This window comes from Mycobacterium colombiense (assembly GCF_003284975.1).
Lineage (GTDB): Bacteria > Actinomycetota > Actinomycetes > Mycobacteriales > Mycobacteriaceae > Mycobacterium > Mycobacterium europaeum_A.
The window spans coordinates 1-18,812 of the sequence record NZ_QMEU01000036.1 but is presented as its reverse complement, the minus strand read 5'-3'; the positions used below and the strand labels follow the sequence as shown (position 1 = coordinate 18,812).

Annotated in this window: 16 protein-coding genes and 1 pseudogene; 14 read left to right on the top strand and 3 right to left on the bottom strand. The window is 64.4% G+C overall.

Features of this window, described 5'->3' with window-relative positions; genetic code table 11:
• Nucleotide 1 precedes the first annotated feature (1 nt).
• A complete protein-coding gene (locus DQP58_RS13865; RefSeq protein WP_112708924.1) occupies nt 2-1,429 on the bottom strand; it encodes an FAD-binding oxidoreductase in 1,428 nt (475 codons plus the stop codon).
• A gap of 154 nt (nt 1,430-1,583) precedes the next feature.
• Between DQP58_RS13865 and DQP58_RS13860 the strand changes: the two genes are divergently transcribed.
• The 3 genes from DQP58_RS13860 (at nt 1,584) to DQP58_RS13850 (ending at nt 4,679) form a co-directional block, all read left to right on the top strand.
• Nucleotides 1,584-2,465 carry a class I SAM-dependent methyltransferase gene (locus tag DQP58_RS13860; protein ID WP_112708923.1) on the top strand — a complete coding sequence of 294 codons (882 nt, stop codon included), beginning with the start codon at nt 1,584-1,586 and terminating at the stop codon, nt 2,463-2,465.
• On the top strand, nt 2,362-3,651 hold the full coding sequence (locus tag DQP58_RS13855; protein ID WP_112708922.1) for an AraC family transcriptional regulator: 1,290 nt from the start codon (nt 2,362-2,364) through the stop codon (nt 3,649-3,651). Before DQP58_RS13860 ends, DQP58_RS13855 begins: the two co-directional genes overlap by 104 nt.
• An 89-nt stretch (nt 3,652-3,740) precedes the next feature.
• Entirely contained in the window at nt 3,741-4,679 is a 939-nt protein-coding gene (locus DQP58_RS13850; protein WP_165827866.1) for an AraC family transcriptional regulator, read from the top strand.
• A 6-nt stretch (nt 4,680-4,685) separates the two neighbouring features.
• Here DQP58_RS13850 and DQP58_RS13845 read toward each other — a convergent pair whose 3' ends face one another.
• Both DQP58_RS13845 and DQP58_RS13840 read right to left on the bottom strand, forming a co-directional pair.
• Complete coding sequence (locus DQP58_RS13845) at nt 4,686-5,078, bottom strand: PaaI family thioesterase (RefSeq protein ID WP_165827865.1); 393 nt, start codon at nt 5,076-5,078, stop codon at nt 4,686-4,688.
• Nucleotides 5,079-5,159: 81 nt separating this feature from the next.
• A complete protein-coding gene (locus DQP58_RS13840; protein WP_112708919.1) occupies nt 5,160-6,263 on the bottom strand; it encodes an LLM class flavin-dependent oxidoreductase in 1,104 nt (367 codons plus the stop codon).
• Between the two features lie 264 nt (nt 6,264-6,527).
• Here DQP58_RS13840 and DQP58_RS13835 point away from each other — a divergent pair, with 264 nt between their 5' ends.
• From DQP58_RS13835 to DQP58_RS13790, 11 genes and pseudogenes are all read left to right on the top strand, one after another.
• On the top strand, nt 6,528-6,887 hold the full coding sequence (locus DQP58_RS13835) for a methyltransferase domain-containing protein (RefSeq protein WP_112708918.1): 360 nt from the start codon (nt 6,528-6,530) through the stop codon (nt 6,885-6,887).
• Between the two features lie 91 nt (nt 6,888-6,978).
• Entirely contained in the window at nt 6,979-8,163 is a 1,185-nt protein-coding gene (locus tag DQP58_RS13830) for a condensation domain-containing protein (RefSeq protein WP_165827864.1), read from the top strand.
• A 168-nt stretch (nt 8,164-8,331) separates the two neighbouring features.
• The gene (locus DQP58_RS13825) at nt 8,332-9,213 is read left to right on the top strand and encodes a Crp/Fnr family transcriptional regulator (RefSeq protein WP_112708916.1); all 882 of its coding nucleotides are present in this window, start codon (nt 8,332-8,334) and stop codon (nt 9,211-9,213) included.
• Nucleotides 9,206-9,643, top strand: a complete 438-nt coding sequence (locus tag DQP58_RS27495; protein WP_346427277.1) for a nitronate monooxygenase — start codon at nt 9,206-9,208, stop codon at nt 9,641-9,643. Before DQP58_RS13825 ends, DQP58_RS27495 begins: the two co-directional genes overlap by 8 nt.
• Nucleotides 9,640-10,224, top strand: a complete 585-nt coding sequence (locus tag DQP58_RS27490) for a nitronate monooxygenase (RefSeq protein WP_346427276.1) — start codon at nt 9,640-9,642, stop codon at nt 10,222-10,224. Before DQP58_RS27495 ends, DQP58_RS27490 begins: the two co-directional genes overlap by 4 nt.
• Nucleotides 10,225-10,245: 21 nt before the next feature.
• Entirely contained in the window at nt 10,246-10,965 is a 720-nt protein-coding gene (locus DQP58_RS13815; RefSeq protein WP_112708915.1) for an SDR family NAD(P)-dependent oxidoreductase, read from the top strand.
• A gap of 59 nt (nt 10,966-11,024) precedes the next feature.
• Nucleotides 11,025-12,689: a GMC family oxidoreductase gene (locus DQP58_RS13810; RefSeq protein WP_205869425.1), complete on the top strand. Its 1,665-nt coding sequence runs from the start codon at nt 11,025-11,027 to the stop codon at nt 12,687-12,689.
• A 229-nt stretch (nt 12,690-12,918) separates the two neighbouring features.
• Nucleotides 12,919-14,124: a cytochrome P450 gene (locus tag DQP58_RS13805; protein ID WP_112708913.1), complete on the top strand. Its 1,206-nt coding sequence runs from the start codon at nt 12,919-12,921 to the stop codon at nt 14,122-14,124.
• Nucleotides 14,125-14,290: 166 nt separating this feature from the next.
• On the top strand, nt 14,291-14,968 hold the full coding sequence (locus tag DQP58_RS13800; RefSeq protein WP_112708912.1) for a hemerythrin domain-containing protein: 678 nt from the start codon (nt 14,291-14,293) through the stop codon (nt 14,966-14,968).
• A gap of 63 nt (nt 14,969-15,031) precedes the next feature.
• The gene (gene car / locus DQP58_RS13795; RefSeq protein ID WP_112708911.1) at nt 15,032-18,535 is read left to right on the top strand and encodes a carboxylic acid reductase; all 3,504 of its coding nucleotides are present in this window, start codon (nt 15,032-15,034) and stop codon (nt 18,533-18,535) included.
• A gap of 39 nt (nt 18,536-18,574) precedes the next feature.
• Nucleotides 18,575-18,812: pseudogene (locus tag DQP58_RS13790) on the top strand (ComF family protein); the annotation flags it as partial.

Genomic DNA, 18,812 nt, shown 5'->3' with positions numbered 1-18,812 from the left:
GTCAGGCGTCACTTTCAACGATGCCGCCGGGCAATATGTTCGGATTACTGTTGAAGACGTTGTCCGGATCGTATTTGGCCTTGATCGTGGCCAGTCGTTGGTACTTTTCACCGCGGTAAGCCTCTTTTACCCGGTCCTCGTCATCGATGGCCATGAAGTTCGAATACAAGCCACCGGCCCGGAATCGAGCCGTGGCAGCGAAGGTTTCTCGTACCCACTCGATCTGCGGCTGGTCACCGGGAAGCCATCGGCCCAACACGTTGATGATGTTTTCGGCATGGCGGTCGGGAAACGCGGTGTCGTCCTCGCGCAGCCTGCCCTGGGCACCGTGCTGATAGCCGAACTCTATGGCAGACAGGGCATTAGGCAATCGGCCAGCCGCCTCGATAAGGGCTGTGATGCAGTCGGTGGTGATGTCGCCGGCATACCCGCCCTTGGTGTAGTTGCATGCGCCGGGGCCGAGCACACCGTCGTTCATTGACTGCACTGCGACGTATGGCAGGGTCTGGACGCTGCCGGACACCCTCGGCGCTCCCGCCCACAACGCCTCGTTGATGTCCCTGGCGTCGGCAGGGTCTCCAGTCCAGACGCTCACGAATACGCACACCGGTGCGTCGATCAGATCGTCGGGCACACCGGGTTCCTGGGCGGCCCGGCGCAAGTAGACCATGACCTTGAGGTCATCGCTGGCGCGCCGCATGAAGTCCCCGTGGTGGGCGATTGCGCTGCCCGCGTCTTCGAGGCGGTACAGGGCGGTGCCCAGTGGGACCGACTTGAGCACCGCGGGGGTGGCGAACTCGAATTCGGTGACCACACCGAAGTTGGTTCCCGCACCTCGCAAGCCCCAGTAAAGGTCGGGATTTTCGTCGGCGCTGGCGGTCAGCACGCGGCCGTCGGCCAGCACCGCACGCGCCGACACCAGGTTGTCGCAGGTGAGACCGTGCTTGCGGGTCAGCCAACCCATGCCGCCGCCGAGCGCCAGGCCCGCGATACCGGTCTGCGACATCACCCCCGCTGGCGTCGCCAGACCGAAAGCCTGTGTGGCACGGTCGATATCGCGCAACAAGCAACCTCCACCGGCCCGCACCCGCCCGGCTTCGGGTGTGACGCTGGTCCGGCGCATTTCGCCGAGGTCGATCACAACGCCGTCGTCGATCATGGAATGCCCGGCGACGCTGTGGCCGCCGCCCTTGACCGTGAGCGGGAGCGCGTGCTCGCGGGCGAACACGATCGCGGCCGCGACGTCGGCATCGGTGCGGCAACGAACGATTACCGCGGGGTGGCGGTCCACGGCGTAGTTCCAGATTCGGCGCGCCCCGTGGTAGTCCGCATGCCACCGGTGCACCGCGTCACCGGCCAGGCGCGCGTTAAGTGTGGCAAGCTCGCGTTCCGAAAACTTCTGAACTGCAACATGTTCCGTACGGTTCATGGGGCCTCCGAGTCAAGGTGTGGCGCTCACGGTACGACCGCTGCCGCCGGGCGCCTAGCCGGATTGCGCGTCGCATCGGACGGCGCGCGCAGACTATCCGTGGCAGCGCGGCGCGGCGACGCCACAACGTTTAACGTTGTTGACGAGCAGCAGGATGGAGGTGGCCCCAACGCGCTTTGATGACGATACCCAGGCCAAAATCATTGCTAACAGGCGCAATTGGGACGCTCGCGCGCCGATCCACGCGGCCAGCGAATTCTACGGGGTGGGTGCTCGAGAGCCGATGAGCTGGTTCGCCCCCTTCGAGTGGCGAGATCTTGGCGGGCTCGACGGCCGCGAACTCCTGCATTTGCAGTGTCACTTGGGCGTCGAGACGATGGCGTTCGCGCTCAGAGGTGCGCACACCACCGGACTGGACTTCTCGAATGTCTCCTTGCAAGAAGCGCGTCGGATCGCTCGCGATGCGGACCTGACGATCGATTACGTGCTCGCTGATGTCTACGAGGCTGAACGAGCATTAGGAGCGCAACGCTTCGACATCGTCTACACGGGAAAGGGTGCGCTGTGCTACCTGCCCGATTTGGTCGCGTGGGCGCGAACCATTGCGCGGCTACTCAAGCCCGGCGGATTTGTTTACCTCGTGGAATTCCACCCGCTACTGGGCGCGCTCGGCACGACTCAGAAGACCGGCACGGCTCACGATTTGGTGATCCACCACGATTATCTCGGCGGTCGTGGATCCGTCGAACGCGACAGCAGCCACAGCTATACGGATGGGCCGGCCCTGAGCGGCGACACCTTGCACTACGAGTGGCCACACGGGTTAGGCGAGGTCGTCACTGCCCTGGCGCAAACCGGATTCACCATCGAAAGCCTCACCGAGACGTGCCTGCTTCCTTGGCGGCGCTGGCCGCTGATGGTGCCATCCGACAATGGCTGGTGGACTATGCCGGAAAGCGAACCGCGATTCCCGGTTATGTACGGGCTCAAGGCAATTAAGTGCCGGCGTAGTTGCCGGCCGGTTCGGCACGACTAGGTGGCGGGTCGCCTCCGGGCGGACCTGGCCAGATTGCGCAGGCCCCTGGACAAATCACGCGGACTTCCTCCGTCGGCGTAGCGCAGCAAAGTCAGCGGCGCTAGCGTCGCCTGCGCAGGTGTCGAGGAGGGACCCGCGAACGATGGATAAGGACGAACAGGAGACGGAAAGGCCGACGGCTGACGCGTCGCCGGCGCACATCTGGACACCGGCAAAGGAGTTCGACGAGTTCGCCCGGGTCTGCTGTGGCCGGCCACACCTGAGATTGTTGGCCGATCCCGATTCCTTCTCGCTGGCCCAACGAGTGGGTCGGATGGGTCCGGTCGCCTTATCCGAAATCGCCGTCGGATCGGATTTGCCCATGGACGGCGGCCAGGTGTGTGGCAGCTATCGCGTGATCGTGGTCCAGGCTGGCCGCACGGAGGTTGAACACAGGGGCCACTCTGTCGTCAGCGGTCCGGGCAGTGCCGCCGTGTTTCCGCCGGAGGGTCTCGGGGTGGGGCAATGGGACGCGGGTAGCAAAGTGGTCTGTTTCAAGATCGACCGTTCGGCGATCGATGATGCCCTCAGCGACGCCCTTGGCCGGCAGGTGACGTCTCAGGTCGACTTCACGCCCCTGCTGCCGACCGATGCGGCGCCGACGCAGAGCTGGATCAACATGCTGGTGTCGTTCAAGGAGCAGTTCTTCCGGCCCGACAGCGTGCTGAACCAACCGCTGGCCGGACTGCCATTCGTCGACGGCCTGGTGCGCGGGTTCTTGCTCGCCGCCGAGCATCCCCACCTCGATGCCCTGATCCGAGACGAACGGCCGGCGGCACCGCGGGCGATTCGTCACGCCGTCGAAATCATTGAAGAGGAAGCACACTTGCCTCTGACGTTGTCCTCGATCGCCGCCCGTAGCCACGTCAGCGTCCGTACGTTGCAGCAAGGTTTCCGGCGCCATTTGGGCACCTCTCCGATGGCGTACCTGCGCGAGGTCCGACTCCGCCGCGCGCACCAATCGCTGCTCGAGTCCGACCCATCGATGGTCACCGTGGCTTCGGTCGCCTATCGGTGGGGCTTCAGCAACCTCGGTAGGTTTGCCGCTGCGCATGCGGCTCGCTATCGTGAGACTCCTACCGAGACGTTGCGCCGACGAGTGGTCCTGCGCCGCGCAACGGATCTGGCGATTCACAGGACTGCCTAGCCGTGCCGGAAGAGGGGCTCGCCATGGCGCACCAGACAGCAGCTGCCACGGTGACGGTAGACGATAACGAGTGGGTTTCGGTGCGGTCGTTGGACGACTTCACCGAGCTACGGACGAGCCAGATGCAGTCATCAGCCTACTGGTGGCCGGAGATCGGGCCGCTCGGAGACACATTCTCGATGACGCATCGTATGCGTCGGTTCGGCCCGATCACGGTGCTGGACGTGGATTTTCACGACGACGTCTGGGTGAACGGCGGCGAACTGCGTCCCCACTATCACGTCACTGTGCCGGTGGCCGCGGCCCCGGCCGCGACGGAAAATGGCCTCTCCCTCGCCGCGGAGCCTGGCTCGGTTGCGGTTTATCGGCCCGAGGGCAGCGCGGGCGTGGACGGTTACGTCGGCCGCCTGCTGGCCGTGATGGTCGATCGTCATGCGATCGAAGATGCCCTCGCCGACGCGCTGGGGCGCTCGGTGACCTCGCAGATCGAGTTCGAACCCGTCATGTCCGCTACGACCCAAGCCGTCCGCAGCTGGATCGCCATGGTGTCGGTGTTCACCGAGCACCTGTTTCGGCCGCACAGTCTCCTGCATGAGCCGATGGTCGGGATGCCATTCGCCGATAGCATGGTCCGCGGTCTCCTGCTGGCCACGGACCACCCCTATCGCGCGGCTCTGGAGGGGCACGCGCCCGCGCCTGCGCCGCGCGTCATCGATGCGGCAATCGAGGTCATCGAGGCCGAACCGGACCGGCCGTGGACTGTCTCGACGCTGGCCGCGCGCAGCTGTGTCAGCGTCCGTTCGCTGCAGCAGGGCTTCCGGCGTCACCTGGGCACCACGCCGATGGCGTACCTGCGCGAGGTCCGTTTGCGGCGAGCCCACCAGCACTTGCTCGAGTCCGACCCATCGACCGCCACGGTGGCTTCGGTCGCTTACCGCTGGGGCTTCAGCAACCTCGGTAGGTTCGCTGCCGCACACACCGCCCGGTACCGCGAGCCCCCGGTGCAGACGTTGCGCCGCAGTGCCTAGCCGACCTCACAGGTACCGGCTGATATCTCTCAACTGCGCTGCGATGGACGCCGACGCGATCGGATTTCCATGCTGGTCGGACAGCTCCGCGCCGAGCACCGCAGCGGTGTTAGTAGTCGCGAGTAGGCGTGCGGTGGCAACAAACGACCTTCCAGCCCCCGCCCGCAGGTAGTTCACCGTCATCGTCAGTGTCGGCAACCCGTGGCCCGTCATCAGGGTGCCGCAATGGGTCGCCGTTTGATCCAGCATCTCGGCGATGGATCCACTGCTGAGGGCGTTGAACGCCGTGAACCGTTCGGGTCCAGGGCGAAAGGAGACCTTCAGGCATTTGTCTTTGCGTGATCCGGTGTCGAATCGTGCGTTCAGCGCCGAAAGCTGCGGCGGCAGCGAGTTATTCATCGTAGCGATCATTCGGGTTCGGAAAGCGCCGCCCCGGTTTCACCGAACAGACGTCGGTAGTTATCCAGATTCGGCGCGAGACTACTGTGCACTGACGGTCCACTCCTGATGGCTCGTGTCGCGAACCTGGTTGCGCGATAGGCACAACGGCTGCTGCTGCCCCGACTGAGCCGGGACCCAGCCCAGCATCGGCCCGAGTTTCTCGGCCATGTCGGTAATGATCTGCACCTGATCGTCTTCGGCGAAGCCGTGCGGCAATGCGAAAGCCACTTCGTCGACGCGCTGAAAGCCGCGGTGCGCATAAAGCAGTTCGGCGAGCTGCTCTGATGTGCCGAGGTAGTCGGGTGACACGATCATGCCCCGCGGGCCTTGAGGATGCAGGGTGCGGCCGATGCGGCTATGAGCGTAAGCCCGGTACCGATCCACCTGTTTCACCGACGCGGAATCGATTGGGATCACCACCAACGCCTGTGCGACACGGGCAGTTTCGGGGCTGGGATGGTGTGCGCGGAACGCGTCGATGTGCTGCGCCTGGATTGTGGCGAAGTCAAGCGATTGGGTGCCTTCGCTGCTGACCAGATTGGCGGTGAGGTAGTTGAGGCCGTTAAGCGCGGCCCACACTGCGGACTGCATCCCCCCGCCGTACCACACCCGGCCGGCCAGGCCGGGCGAATGGGGCTGGACTCGGCGGAAGAACTTGTCGTGACCCAAATTTCCCTCGAAATCGCTGACTGGATCGCCGCGCAGGCACGCCAGCAATCGCGCCACCCGTGCCTTCGTGAAGTTCTCCATCTCATGGGTCTCCGGATACAGCGCAGCTTTAAAGTGTTCATACAGGAGTGGCATGCCCACCGAGACGCCGGGATTGAGTCGTCCACGGGACAGGATGTCGACGGTGGCCAGATCTTCGGCCAATCGCAGTGGGTTCTCCAGGCCGAGCGGGATCACCGCGGTACCCAACTCGATTCGGCGGGTGCGCTGGCTGGCGGCGGCCAACAGTGCCACGGGTGAGGAGATGCCCGGTTGCAGATGCCGCTGTCGCACCCAAACACTGTCGAAGCCCAGGGCCTCGGCCCGCTCGATCATTCGCAGTGTCTCCTCGTGGCCGGGTTCCGGATCGGCATCGTCAAATCGGCCGATGGTGAGGAAACCCATTCTGCGCAAGGGCGTTCCGCGGTCAGGCATGGCATTGAAGTTAATGTGGTGGCGGCGTGCCGGCCAGCCGAAAGGCGCACTGATCGGGCCAGATTGCGCCTACCGCGGACATGCCATCCGGTGCAGGCTCGCCGAGGACGTCTCGCCGTACCGGTTGGCGTGTGCGGTAGCGAACCGGCCGAGATTGGTGAAGCCCCGCGCAATCCGGCCGAATCGTCGCGTGCCGCGGCTAGGCGGCGCTGGGTGGGGCTCGTTAGCGTTTCGGATGCTTACCCGATCAGCGAGGTTGGAGTCATGGGCAGGAATCAAACGTTGTCGGATGACAACACTTACGTGCTCGGTCATGTCGACGCCGAGGTTCAGCGTCTGCTCTTGCAGGGTCGTTTGTATAATGACTTCACCGAGCACGCACTGCGTCTGGCAGGTCTGCGGCCCGGAATGCGGGTGCTGGACGTGGGCTGCGGGCCCGGTGACGTGTCGATGATCGCCGGGCGGCTGGTGGGGCCCGACGGTGCGGTACTAGGCGTGGATTCGGCCGCCGACGTCCTTGAGCTCGCCCGCGCCCGCGCCGTGGACCAGGGGCAAGCCGAAATCACCGCCGCACAAGCCGTGGCGGTAGTGCCTCCGCTGATCTGCGCGTGGACCGAGGTATAGCTCCGGCACATAGTAGAGGACGAAAGTGGCTGCATCGCCGGGATTACGACCCGCCGCGTTTCTGCGTGCGCTCGGGCTGCGGGAACGGTGCTTGTACCGCTACTCCGAACGTAATCCTTTACTGTTCGTGTTGGCCGCCGAGTTTGAGGCTGCCCTCGACGCCGATCTGGTAGGTGATGCGCTCTACGCCGTGCAGCGCCGGCACCCGTTGCTGTCAGCGCACGTCAAAGACGACCCCGACACAGGGTTGGGGTTCTACCGCGCCGACTCCGTGGCATCAATAGGCCTGACGTTCCTGCGCGAACCCGATGATCAAGATTGGCAAGCTATCGCCGCCCAGGAACTCACGCAACCCTTCGATTCCGCCGCAGCTCCACTTATGAGGGCAACACTTGTCGCTCAGCGTAATTCGTCGACTTTGCTTCTGACGTTCGATCACGTGGCTGCCGACGGGATTTCGTCCGTCTTGGTACTCAACGACCTGCTTGCCGCACTCAACGGTCACCCACCGCCGGTGCTGCCTCTACCGGAATCGCTGGAGGAATTGGCAACTCGTAGATTCGATGCTGTCCAGATCGCCGCCATGTCAACTGATGCCGGCGATCCGCGCATGGGTGTGCCCGCATCCATCCGGGCCTTTGATGCGAGTCGGCCGTACTTGTACCGGGTTGCGATGGGCCACGATGCCACCGCGCGTCTTGTTGAGCGCTGCCGGGAAGAACACACCACCGTGCATGCAGCGATCGTCGCAGCCGCCTCCTGTGTGCGCAGCGCAGCGTGTGGCGAAGATTTCGTCCGCACTTACAGCCCGATAAATGCCAGAAACCTTGTGGCCCAGGGAGCCGGCTGCTGCTTAGCCATTTCCTTCGCATGCACGGGGCTGGCTCCGGCGGATGGCAGCGGGTTCTGGGATCAGGCGCGCGAGACCGGTGACCAGCTGAGCGTGGCCAGATCGGCTGCCGGACTAATGCTCGGTTCTGCGGTAATCGAGGAATACTTCCCAATCGACGCCGACTGCGGTGCCGCAGAACACTTTCTGTGCACCATGTTGCCTTTTGAACTGACGATCACGAACTTGGGCGTGCAGAGCGTGCCTCGCTTTGGGCCGATTCGGCCCCGAGCCATCTGGGGTCCGGTCGTGCTGACACAGATCGAGGGGGAATACGTGACCGGGGTCGTCACCTACGACGGGCAGCTGAGGATGACCACCTGCGGTCACACCCCCACTGCCCGGTTCCTCGAAAGTGTTTGCGAGACACTGATGGCCGAATCGTGATCCCGGCATTGAGGTGCCCGCACCGGGCTCGCACCGCATCGCGCTTCGAGTGTGCGCAGGATGGCCAACACCCTGCGTACAGCGGATAGTCGTCTCGCAGTCGCATCCCTAGCGTTAGCGGTATGACTAACCCAGCGATCGTCATCGTTACTCCTAGGTGAATTAGCCATGACGTTGTTGTGGTGGAACACGACCAGTCGTATCTGGCGAGCCGCCGAGGACAACCGCATGGGAAAGGCATCGCGGACAACGGCGTCGGCGACGCCGGGCAGGCCCGCCACGCAGCGCCCAGTGCAACAGTGTCTTTCACAAGGTGAGGTTCCCCGCGGAGACCTGGTGACCGGCGATGTCCATAAGGCGCTGGTGGAATCGGGAATCTTTTGCAGGACCACTCCCGAGACGGTGTCCGCCTGGGCCAAGCAGCTCGCGCCCGAGCAGTTCGAGCCCGGATGCGTCGTGGGCGCGCAGCGTGGATCCGGTCGCCGCCTGTACGTGATCATTTCCGGCAAGGTCAAGGTCTCGTACCGGCTGCCCGATGGGAGCGAAATCATTCTCAAGATCCTGGGGCGTTACGAAATCTTTGGTATCGAAACGCTTGTCGACCCCGGATCGCCAGAGACCAGCGTAAGCACGCTCACCGATGTGCTGGCGGTGCCGATCGAACGCGATCAACTGATGACGTGGATGGTTGGGCATCCCGAGATCAGCGATCAAGTTCTGCGCCTCTTCGCCCGGTGGGCAGACGCGACGACGAACTCCTTGGCCGACTTCGCCTTCACCGACACTCAGGAGCGCATCGCGAGCCGGCTGCTGTGTTTGCGGAAGCGGTTCGGCCAACGGGAAGGCGATGTGGTGAGAGTGGTGCATGACCTGACATTGAAGGAGTTCGCTCGTCTGGTCGGCGTTGCACCGAGAACGACGGTTGCAATTTTGCGTGATTTCGAGGAGCGCGGCTGGATCCGGTTGGACGACAACAGCGTTGTCATCGTCGATGGGCACGCGCTGGCGTCGTTGGGTCTGCACAACACGTCGGAGGCGTCTTGTGCTTGATCGATTTACCCTGACGGATCTCAGTGTTCGGGTGCTGGGGGCGCCGATGGCCGGAGGCCCGTCGACGCCGGAGTTGGCGGCCGCGGTGACCCACGCCGGCGGACTCGGGTTTCTCGCGGCCGGCATGTCGTCGGCCGATGACTTAGCCGATGCCATCGTCGCGGCGCGCAGGCTGACGTCGGGGCCCCTGGGGGTGAATCTCTTTGTGCCCCAACCACCGGCGGATCGACCCGATCAGCTCGCCGCGTTCGCGGCAGCCTTGGCCGAGGAGGCCGAATGCTACGGCGTAGCTCTCGGTGAGCCGGGTGGTGACGACGAGTGGACCGCGAAACTCGACGTGGTGTGCGATCTGCGGCCGGAGGTGGTGTCGTTCACGTTCGGCTCGCCGACCAAAGACGAGTGCCGGCGGCGAAGGGTGTCGGGATCTTGAACCTCGGGACAGTCACCACCATCCGCGAAGCAACGATCGCGCTGTGCGCGGGAGTGGATGCGGTGGTTGCCCAAGGTCCCGATGCGGGCGGGCATCGCGCGACGTTCGATGCGCTTGCCTCACCGCCCGGGCAACCGCTGGAGGATCTGGTCACCGCCCTGGTGAACTGTTTCGACTGTCCCGTCGTCGCGGCCGGGGGACTGGGAACATCTCGTGATGTCAGCCGGCTGCGCGCTGCCGGTGCCGCGGCGGTGCAACTAGGCACGGCGTTCTTGCTCGCCGACGAGGCCGGAACCAATCCGGTGCACAGGGCGGCATTGCGCGATCCGCGGTTCATCGAAACGGTGGTGACGCGCGCGTTCACCGGGCGGTACGCCCGCGCATTGCGTAACCGATTCATCGAAAAGCACAACGGCGAGGCGGTATTCGGCTTTCCCGACGTAGCGATGATGACCGCACCGATCCAGGCTGCCGCAGTGAAATTGGGCGATCCGCACGGCACCGCACTGTGGGCTGGTGCCGCCTTCCGTCATACGAAGACAGGCCCGGCCGCCGACATCGTGCGCGAGCTGGCCGGCTGATTACACAGAAGGGGTACCGCAATGGAATTCGGCGACGAGAAGGTCGCGATCATCACCGGCGCTTCGCGTGGAATCGGCGCGGGCTTGGTCGAGGCATACCGTAAGCACGGCTACCGCGTAATCGCCAATTCGCGCACCATCACCGATTCATCTCACCCCGAAGTCGTCACGGTCGCAGGCGATATCGCCGATCCCAGCACAGCCGATCGCCTCGTTGCCGCAGCAGTGGCACGGTGTGGCCACATCGACACTCTAGTCAACAACGCCGGCGTCTTCGTCTCCAAGCCCTTCACCCACTACAGCCTCGAAGACTGTGCACGAGTGACATCGGTGAACCTGCTGGGCTTTCTTCACGTTACGCAACGCGCCATCGACGTGATGCTCGCGCAGGGCACTGGCGGTCATGTGGTCAACATTACGACCACTCTGGTGGAGCACGCTCAGGGCAAGGTGCCATCGGCGTTGACCGCACTCACCAAGGGCGGCCTTGCCGCTGTCACGAAATCACTCGCCATCGAATACGCCGGCCAGGGAATCCGCGTCAACGCCATATCGCCCGGCGTCATCGACACGCCCATGCACGCCGGCGTCGATGCGCGCGCGTCTTACGCATGGATGCACCCCCAAAACCGGATAGGCGCCGTCGCCGACATCGTGCACGGCGCGCTCTACCTCGAAACGGCACCCTTCGTCACCGGCGAGATCCTCCACGTCGACGGTGGACAGAGCGCCGGCCATTGAACAACCAATCGAACCGGAGTCAGGAGATACGACAGATGTCAACTGCTGCAAGCAATGACATGGACAACGAACTGGACAGGCGGGTCCGGGCGAACCAGGAGCGCCTCGTCGCTGACCTGAAACAGGACTACGACTTCATCGTCTGTGGTGCGGGATCGTCGGGCTGCGTGGTTGCCCGTCGCCTGGCTGAGGATCCCCGCGTGAACGTCTTGTTGCTGGAAGCGGGAGGCCGCGACGACCTGCCGTGTGTCACCGAAGCGAAGCTGTGGCATACGAATCTGGGCAGCGCGACGGATTGGGCCTTCCAGGCTGAACCGAACCAGCACCTCAACGGCCGGGCCCTGATGCTCTCGATGGGCAAGGTCCTCGGTGGCGGTTCGAGCATCAATCTGATGGCCTGGGCCAGGGGGCACCGGGCGGATTGGGACCTCTTCGCCGCGGAGTCGGGAAACAAAGCCTGGAGCTATGCGTCGGTTCTAGACATCTACCGCCGGATAGAGGATTGGCATGGCGCCCCGGACCCTGAGCACAGGGGCAGCGGTGGACCTATCTACGTGCAACCCAAATGCGATCCTCATCCTGTCGGTCGAATCGTGCTGACAGCCGCCGAATGTCTTGGTATCGGCCGCTTCGACCAGGCGAACGGAAAGATGATGGAAGGCAAGGGCGGGGCGGCGATCATCGAAGTCCGGGCTCGCGGCGGCAAGCGCCGTTCGGTGTTCCGTTCCTACACGTATCCGTACATGGACCGGCCCAACCTGACCGTGCTGCCGAATGCCCTCGTGCGGCGTTTGCTCATCGATGGGAGTCGGGTGACCGCAGTCGAGGTCTGCTACCGCGACGAACTTCGGCGATTCCGGGCTGGCGCGGAAGTCGTGCTGTCGATGGGGGCAATCCATACCCCCAAGGTCCTCATGCTTTCCGGGATCGGCGACCAGGATATCCTGCGGCCGTTGGGAATACCCGTTAAACACCATCTGCCCGGTGTGGGTCGCAATTTCCAGGACCACCTTGGCTTCTCATGCATCTGGGAAATGCCCGCCTGCCCACCAGCCGATCAACCGGGTGATGCTGTGATGTTCTGGCCGAGCGGGGACGGCCGGGACGAACCCGATCTGTTCGCCTGCCAGGGAGCGATGCTGCTGGCAAGCCCGGAGAATGCCGCGCGATTCGGCCTACCCGGTATGGGTTGGACGATGATCGGTGCGCTCACCCATCCCAGCAGCCGCGGCAGCGTTATGTTGACCAGTCCAGATCCCGATCAGCCCGCCAGGGTGATCCACAACGGTCTGTCGCATCCCGACGATCTGCGCCTTGCCGTGAAGTGCATCGAGGACATGCGTGCCGTCGGCAATTGCGCGTTGCTGCGGACCCGGTCGTTTTTCCAGCGCGAGGTCATGCCCGGCTGTTTGAAGGGTGAAGATCTGGTGGGCTACCTGCGGGATGCCGCAATTACCTACTGGCACATGGCGGGCACGGCCAAGATGGGACTCGATTCGCTCTCGGTCGTCGACGGCAGCCTGAAGGTTCACGGCGTCGAAAACCTCCGAGTCGCCGATTCCTCAATCATGCCCCGAATCACCAGCACAAACACAATGGCGCCCTGTGTGGTCATCGGTGAACGCGCCGGCGAGGAGATCAAGTCGGAACACGGGTTGTCCGGCCTCGACGACGTGGTGGCGCTCCGCGACGCCGAATCCGTGAGTGGCTTGGAAAGGTCGTGATGCCCATGCCTGGTCATCGGGCCGTAGTCATCGGTGGGAATGATCGACTCGCCGGCCTCGCTGCTGTGGCCGGCGATGATGCTGCGCATCGCGCAGGCCGGTGGTCGCCGTCAGGGCCATCAGGGACCGCTAGTACCGCAATCTGTCCAACCGTCCGCGCGCAGCGGCTAGCCGATTGGGTTGGGCTGCATAGCGTTATCAGCAATGAGCGCTAACCGGAAGCAAAACTATGTTGCAGACCCTTGACGTCGACTTGACGGACGGCCGGTTCTACTCCGGCGGCGGCGCGCGTGGCGCATATCGCTGGATGCGCGCCAACCGGCCGGTCTTTCGCGACCGAAACGGGTTGGCCGCGGCGGCGACGTATCAGGCGGTCATCGATGCAGAGCGCAATCCGCGGCTGTTTTCCAATGCAGGCGGTATCCGGCCCGAGTACCCGGGCAAGCCCTACATGGTCGAAATGGACGATCCCGAACATCTTCTGCGGCGCAAGCTGGTTAGCGCTGCGTTCACCCGCACGCGGATAGCGCGCAATATGCCGTCTATCGGCAGGCTGTGTGACGAGCTGATCGATGCGGTGTGCGAGTCAGGGGAGTGTGACTTCGTCCGTGACATCGCCGCTCCGCTGCCGATGGCGGTGATCGGCGACATGCTTGGTGTGTCACCCGCGGACCGCGGGATGTTGCTGAAATGGTCCGACGATGTGGTGGGCGGCCCAAGCTCGCCGGACGACGCGACATCGGTGCGAGCGGTGACGGATGCATTCGCCGAATACACCGCCTTCACGATGGACATGATCACCAAACGCCGGACGGCACCGTCGAACGACTTGTTCAGCATCCTGGTGAACGCGGAAGTCGACGGGCGCAGGTTGTCGGATGACGAAATCGTCTACGAGTCACTGCTGATCCTGATCGGGGGCGACGAGACCGCCCGGCACACGCTCTCCGGCGGCATCGAACAGCTGTTACGGGACCGCCGCCAGTGGGAAACGCTGCGCGAAGACCCCGATCTGGTCTCTCCGGCGATCGAGGAGATGCTCCGCTGGACCTCGCCGATCAAGAACATGTGCCGCACCGTCACCAACGAGATCGAGTTTCACGGCACTCACCTGCGTGCCGGGGAAAAGATCATGCTGCTATTCGAGTCGGCCAACTTCGACGAGACAGCCTTCGGTGATCCCGATGACTTCCGTATCGACCGCAATCCCAACAAGCACTTGGCCTTTGGGTTCGGCACGCATTTCTGCCTGGGCAGCCAGCTTGCGCGACTGGAACTCTCACTCATGCTCACCGCGTTGTTGCGCAGGCTGCCGGACTTGCGCCTGGCCAGCGACGCCGAGTTGCCCCGCCGGTCGTCGAATTTCATCAGTGGGCCCGAGGCGATGCGGGTCGTATTCAGTCCATCGAAATCATCGGTATTGCAATGCTATTAGAGATCTCGATACCCCGATACGTCGTCTGGCTATCGACCATGAGCCAGCCTCTTGGCCCGACTGAAAGGAGAATGGTGTGCGCAGCGCTGATACTCGCCAGACGGCGTCCGAAATGATCTGGTGGATGGTCGGACCGTCGCCGGTCCCGAGTGGGGTTGAGTAGACGATGCCAACCGACGCATTCGAAATGGCATTGGTGCACCGCATTTTCCGCAAAGAGCTCGAAGATGCCGCCAAGCTGGTCCGCGGCGTGCAGCCCGGTCAGCGTGGGCCCCGCAAGCGTGTGGCGGGCCACATCGCAAACGTGCTTAAGGCGCTGCATCACCACCACCTGGCCGAAGACGAGCTGTTGTGGCCCAAGCTGCACGACCGGACACCCATGCATGCCGACGACATCCGGCGGATGGAGACCGAGCACGATTTCATAGCGAAGACGGCGGCTAGTGTCGAGTTGCGGTTGGCCGGATGGATGGCCGTGATCGACTCCCCAACCACACGGCTCGCCCAGGCACGGGCCGAGGAGGCGCTGGTATGTGAGATCAGGGCGCTCAAGGAGTTGGTCGGCGCTCACCTCAGCGCTGAAGAGGCAATCATCGTTCCGCTGATCAACGAGAACCTCACCGATGCCGAGTGGCACGCAGCTACCGAACGGGGCGCCTCCTTCCTCAGCGGCCGCAATATGCGGTTCGGCCTCGCCTTTGTCGCCATGGCCGTGGACCAGTGCAATGCCGACGAGCGGCGCCGCTTCCTCGCCGGCATGGCACCGCCGCAAAGGTTGCTGGTGAAGCTCTTTGCACGACGAGCGATGACGAGTTATCGAGCCTCGCTCGAACTGGTCCATTGACCGATCATCAACGGCGGTAACGCTTTCGGGGTCGCAATCATCCAGTCAATTCAAGGAAGTGGTATGTCGGCTTCTATTCGGGACGAGCGGATCGCGCGGCGCGTCGAGGACTTGTCGAGTAACGACCCGCAGTTCGCCGACGCCCGGCCCGATCCCGCGGTCGTAGCGGCGGTCGAGCGGGCCGGACTGCGGCTGCCGAACGTTATCGGGCGCGTATTTGACGGCTATGCGGAGCGGCCGGCGCTGGGGCAGCGGGTCATCGAGTTCGTCAAAGACCCGCAGACGGGACGAAGCTCACTGAAGCTGCTGCCCCGGTTCGAGACCATCAGCTACCGCGAACTGGGGAGCCGCGTCGGCAGGCTTGCCAGTGCGTGGGCCGACGATGCAGTCCCCGGGGACCGGGTCGCCGTGCTGGGTTTCACCAGCGTCGATTACTTGTCGATCGACCTGGCGCTGGCTCAGCTTGGCGCGGTGTCAGTGCCGCTGGCGACCGGCGCCGCGGTCGCTGCGCTGCGACCCATCGTCAACGAGACCGAGCCCGCGGTGATCGCGGCGAGCATCGACCACCTTTCCGACGCCGTCGAATTGGTCCATGCCGGGCATGTGCCCGCCAGGCTGGTGGTGTTCGACTATCACCCCGAGGTCGACGACCAGCGCGACGCCGTGGCGGCCGCCCGTGCCCGGCTGGCAGATACCGCGGTGGTCGTAGAGCCTTTGGCCGATGCGCTGGAACGCGGAAACGCGTTGCCGCCGAAGCCGATTCCGGTGCCGCAGGACGGCGAAGCGCTGGCATTGCTGATCTACACCTCCGGCAGCACCGGAGCGCCCAAGGGTGCCATGTATTCGCAAGCCACCGTCGCCAGAATGTGGCGTCGGTCGAACTGGTTCGGGCCGAGTGCAGCATCGATCACGCTCAACTACCTGCCGATGAGCCACGTCATCGGACGCGGCATCCTTTACGGCACACTCGGCAACGGCGGCACCGCCTATTTCACGGCCAAGCGCGACCTGTCGACGCTGTTCGAGGACCTCGCGCTGGTGCGGCCCACCGAGTTGAACTTCGTGCCGCGCGTCTGGGAGACGCTATTGCGCGAGTTCCGAACTGAAGTAGACGGCCGGTGTGCCGATGGTGCCGACCGATCCGCAATTGAGGCCGAGGTGTTGGCCCAGCAACGGCAGCACGTGCTCGGTGGTCGGTTCATCTTCGCGATGACGGGCACGGCGCCCACCTCACCCGAACTGAAGGCATGGGTCGAGTCGCTGCTCGAGATGCCCCTGATCGACGTTTACGGCTCCACCGAGGCCGGGCTGATCTCAATCGACGGCGAGGTGCAACGCCCGTCGGTGATCGACTACAAGCTGGTCGACGTGCCGGAGCTGGGCTACTTTTCCACCGACCGGCCGCATCCACGCGGTGAACTGCTACTCAAGACCGCGAACATGTTCCCCGGGTACTACAGGCGGCCGCGGGTCACCGCCGAGGTGTTCGACCCCGACGGGTACTACCGGACCGGCGACGTCGTCGCCGAGGTCGGTCCCGATCGGTTGCTGAATGTCGATCGTCGCAACAACGTGCTCAAGCTCGCCCAGGGCGAATTCGTCACTCCGGCCAAGCTGGAAGCCATTTTCGGCAACAGCCCACTGCTCCGCCAGATCTATGTCTACGGCAACAGCGCGCGCCCCTACTTGGTGGCCGTCGTGGTGCCCACCGCAGCGGCGTTGGCCGGCAACGGTGTTGAGGTGCTGAAGGCGCTGATCGCCGATTCGCTGCGCAGCATCGCGCGCGAGCTGGGCCTGCAGTCCTATGAGGTGCCGCGCGATTTCCTGATCGAGACCAGACCATTCACCGCGGAGAATGGTTTGCTCACCGCGATCGGCAAGTTGGCATGGCCCAACCTCAAACAACACTACGGTGAGCGGCTCGAACGGCTTTACGCCCAGTTGGCCCAGGGCGAGGCCGATGAATTGGCAGAACTGCGCCGCACCGGGGCGCAAGCACCGGTGCTCGAGACGGTGAGCCGGGCCGCGGCGGCCATGCTCGGCAACACCACTTCGGAGCTGCCGCCCGATGCGCACTTCACCGATTTGGGTGGAGACTCGTTGTCGGCGTTGACGTTTGGCGATCTGTTGCGGGAGATCTTCGGCATCGACGTGCCGGTGGGGGTGATAGTGAACCCCGTCAACGACCTGGCGGCCATCGCCGCCTACATCGCGGCCGAGCATATGGGGACCTCGCGGCCGACGTTCGCCTCGGTGCACGGCCGTGGGGCGGCCGACGTGCGTGCGGGCGATCTGACACTGGACAAGTTCATCGAGGCCGCCACGCTGGCCCGCGCGCCGCGGTTGCCAAAACCGGCGACCGAGGTGCGCACCGTGCTGTTGACCGGCGCGACCGGCTTTGTGGGCCGCTACCTGGCTCTGGAGTGGCTCGAGGGCATGAGCCTGGTCGACGGCGCCGTGATCGCGCTGGTGCGCGCCGAAGACGACGCCGCCGCCCGGGCCCGGCTCCACCACACCTTCGACGGCGGTGACCCGAAGTTGCTGGCGCACTACCAGGACCTGGCCGCTGATCACCTGGAGGTCATCGCCGGTGACAAGAGCGCGGCCGATCTCGGCCTGGATCAGCAGACCTGGCAACGGCTGGCCGACACCGTTGACCTGATCGTCGACCCCGCCGCCCTGGTAAACCACGCGCTGCCCTACAGCGAGCTGTTCGGGCCTAATGCGCTGGGCACGGCCGAGCTGATCCGCCTCGCGCTGACCAGCAAGCAAAAACCCTACGTATATGTCTCCACCATTGCGGTGGGCGACCAGGTCGAACCCGGACAGTTCATCGAGGACGCCGACATCCGCCAGATCAGCCCCACCCGGGCGATCAACGACAACTACGCCAACGGCTACGGCAACAGCAAGTGGGCCGGCGAGGTGCTGCTGCGCGAGGCGCACGACCTGTGCGGGCTGCCCGTCACGGTGTTTCGCTGCGACATGATCATGGCCGACACCAGCTACGCCGGTCAGCTCAACCTGGCGGACATGTTCACCCGCCTGTTGCTGAGCCTGGTCGCTACCGGCATCGCGCCCGCCTCGTTCTACGAGCTGCCAGAAGACGGCGCCGACGGCGACCGGCAACGCGCCCACTACGACGGCCTGCCGGTCGAGTTCGTCGCCTCGGCCATCTCCACCCTGGGCACCCACAACGGCGACCGGTTCGCCACCTACCACGTGATGAACCCCTACGACGACGGCATCGGCCTCGACGAGTACGTCGACTGGCTCGTCGACGCCGGCTACCGGATCCAGCGCATCGGCGACTACGGCCAATGGCTACGCCGGTTCGAGGGCGCGCTGCGGGCCCTGCCCGAAACGCAGCGCCGGTACTCGCTGTTGCCGCTGTTGCATTACTACCAAGAACCCCAACCGCCGATCCAGGGATCAATGGCCCCCACCAACCGCTTCCGTGCCGCCGTGCAAGACGCCAAAATCGGCCCCGACAAGGACATCCCACACATCACACCGTCCATCATCGTTAAGTACGCCAACGACCTGCAGTTGCTCGGACTGCTCTGACTGCGTATAGCTGTCACACCCACCCGCCACACTGACGCCATGCTCGATCTGTTCCTGCCCGCCGAGTGCGGCGGCTGCGGGGCGCCGTCGACCCGCTGGTGCGACGCGTGCGCCGCCGAGCTGGCGGTGGCAGCAGACCAGCCGCATGTGGTGACCCCGCGCATCGACCCGGAGGTTCCGGTGTTCGCGCTCGGTCGCTACGCCAACGCGCGCCGGCACGCGATCTTGGCGCTCAAGGAGCAGGGCCGGGCGGATCTGGTCGAACCGCTGGCGCGGC

Coding starts and splice junctions, on each gene's coding strand:
- DQP58_RS13865 (WP_112708924.1), bottom strand. CDS start 1,429: ATGAACCGTACGGAACATGTTGCAGTTCAGAAGTTTTCGGAACGCGAG.
- DQP58_RS13860 (WP_112708923.1), top strand. CDS start 1,584: ATGGAGGTGGCCCCAACGCGCTTTGATGACGATACCCAGGCCAAAATC.
- DQP58_RS13855 (WP_112708922.1), top strand. CDS start 2,362: ATGGCTGGTGGACTATGCCGGAAAGCGAACCGCGATTCCCGGTTATGT.
- DQP58_RS13845 (WP_165827865.1), bottom strand. CDS start 5,078: ATGAATAACTCGCTGCCGCCGCAGCTTTCGGCGCTGAACGCACGATTC.
- DQP58_RS13840 (WP_112708919.1), bottom strand. CDS start 6,263: ATGCCTGACCGCGGAACGCCCTTGCGCAGAATGGGTTTCCTCACCATC.
- DQP58_RS13835 (WP_112708918.1), top strand. CDS start 6,528: ATGGGCAGGAATCAAACGTTGTCGGATGACAACACTTACGTGCTCGGT.
- DQP58_RS13825 (WP_112708916.1), top strand. CDS start 8,332: ATGACGTTGTTGTGGTGGAACACGACCAGTCGTATCTGGCGAGCCGCC.
- DQP58_RS13815 (WP_112708915.1), top strand. CDS start 10,246: ATGGAATTCGGCGACGAGAAGGTCGCGATCATCACCGGCGCTTCGCGT.
- DQP58_RS13810 (WP_205869425.1), top strand. CDS start 11,025: ATGGACAACGAACTGGACAGGCGGGTCCGGGCGAACCAGGAGCGCCTC.
- DQP58_RS13805 (WP_112708913.1), top strand. CDS start 12,919: ATGTTGCAGACCCTTGACGTCGACTTGACGGACGGCCGGTTCTACTCC.
- DQP58_RS13800 (WP_112708912.1), top strand. CDS start 14,291: ATGCCAACCGACGCATTCGAAATGGCATTGGTGCACCGCATTTTCCGC.
- car (WP_112708911.1), top strand. CDS start 15,032: ATGTCGGCTTCTATTCGGGACGAGCGGATCGCGCGGCGCGTCGAGGAC.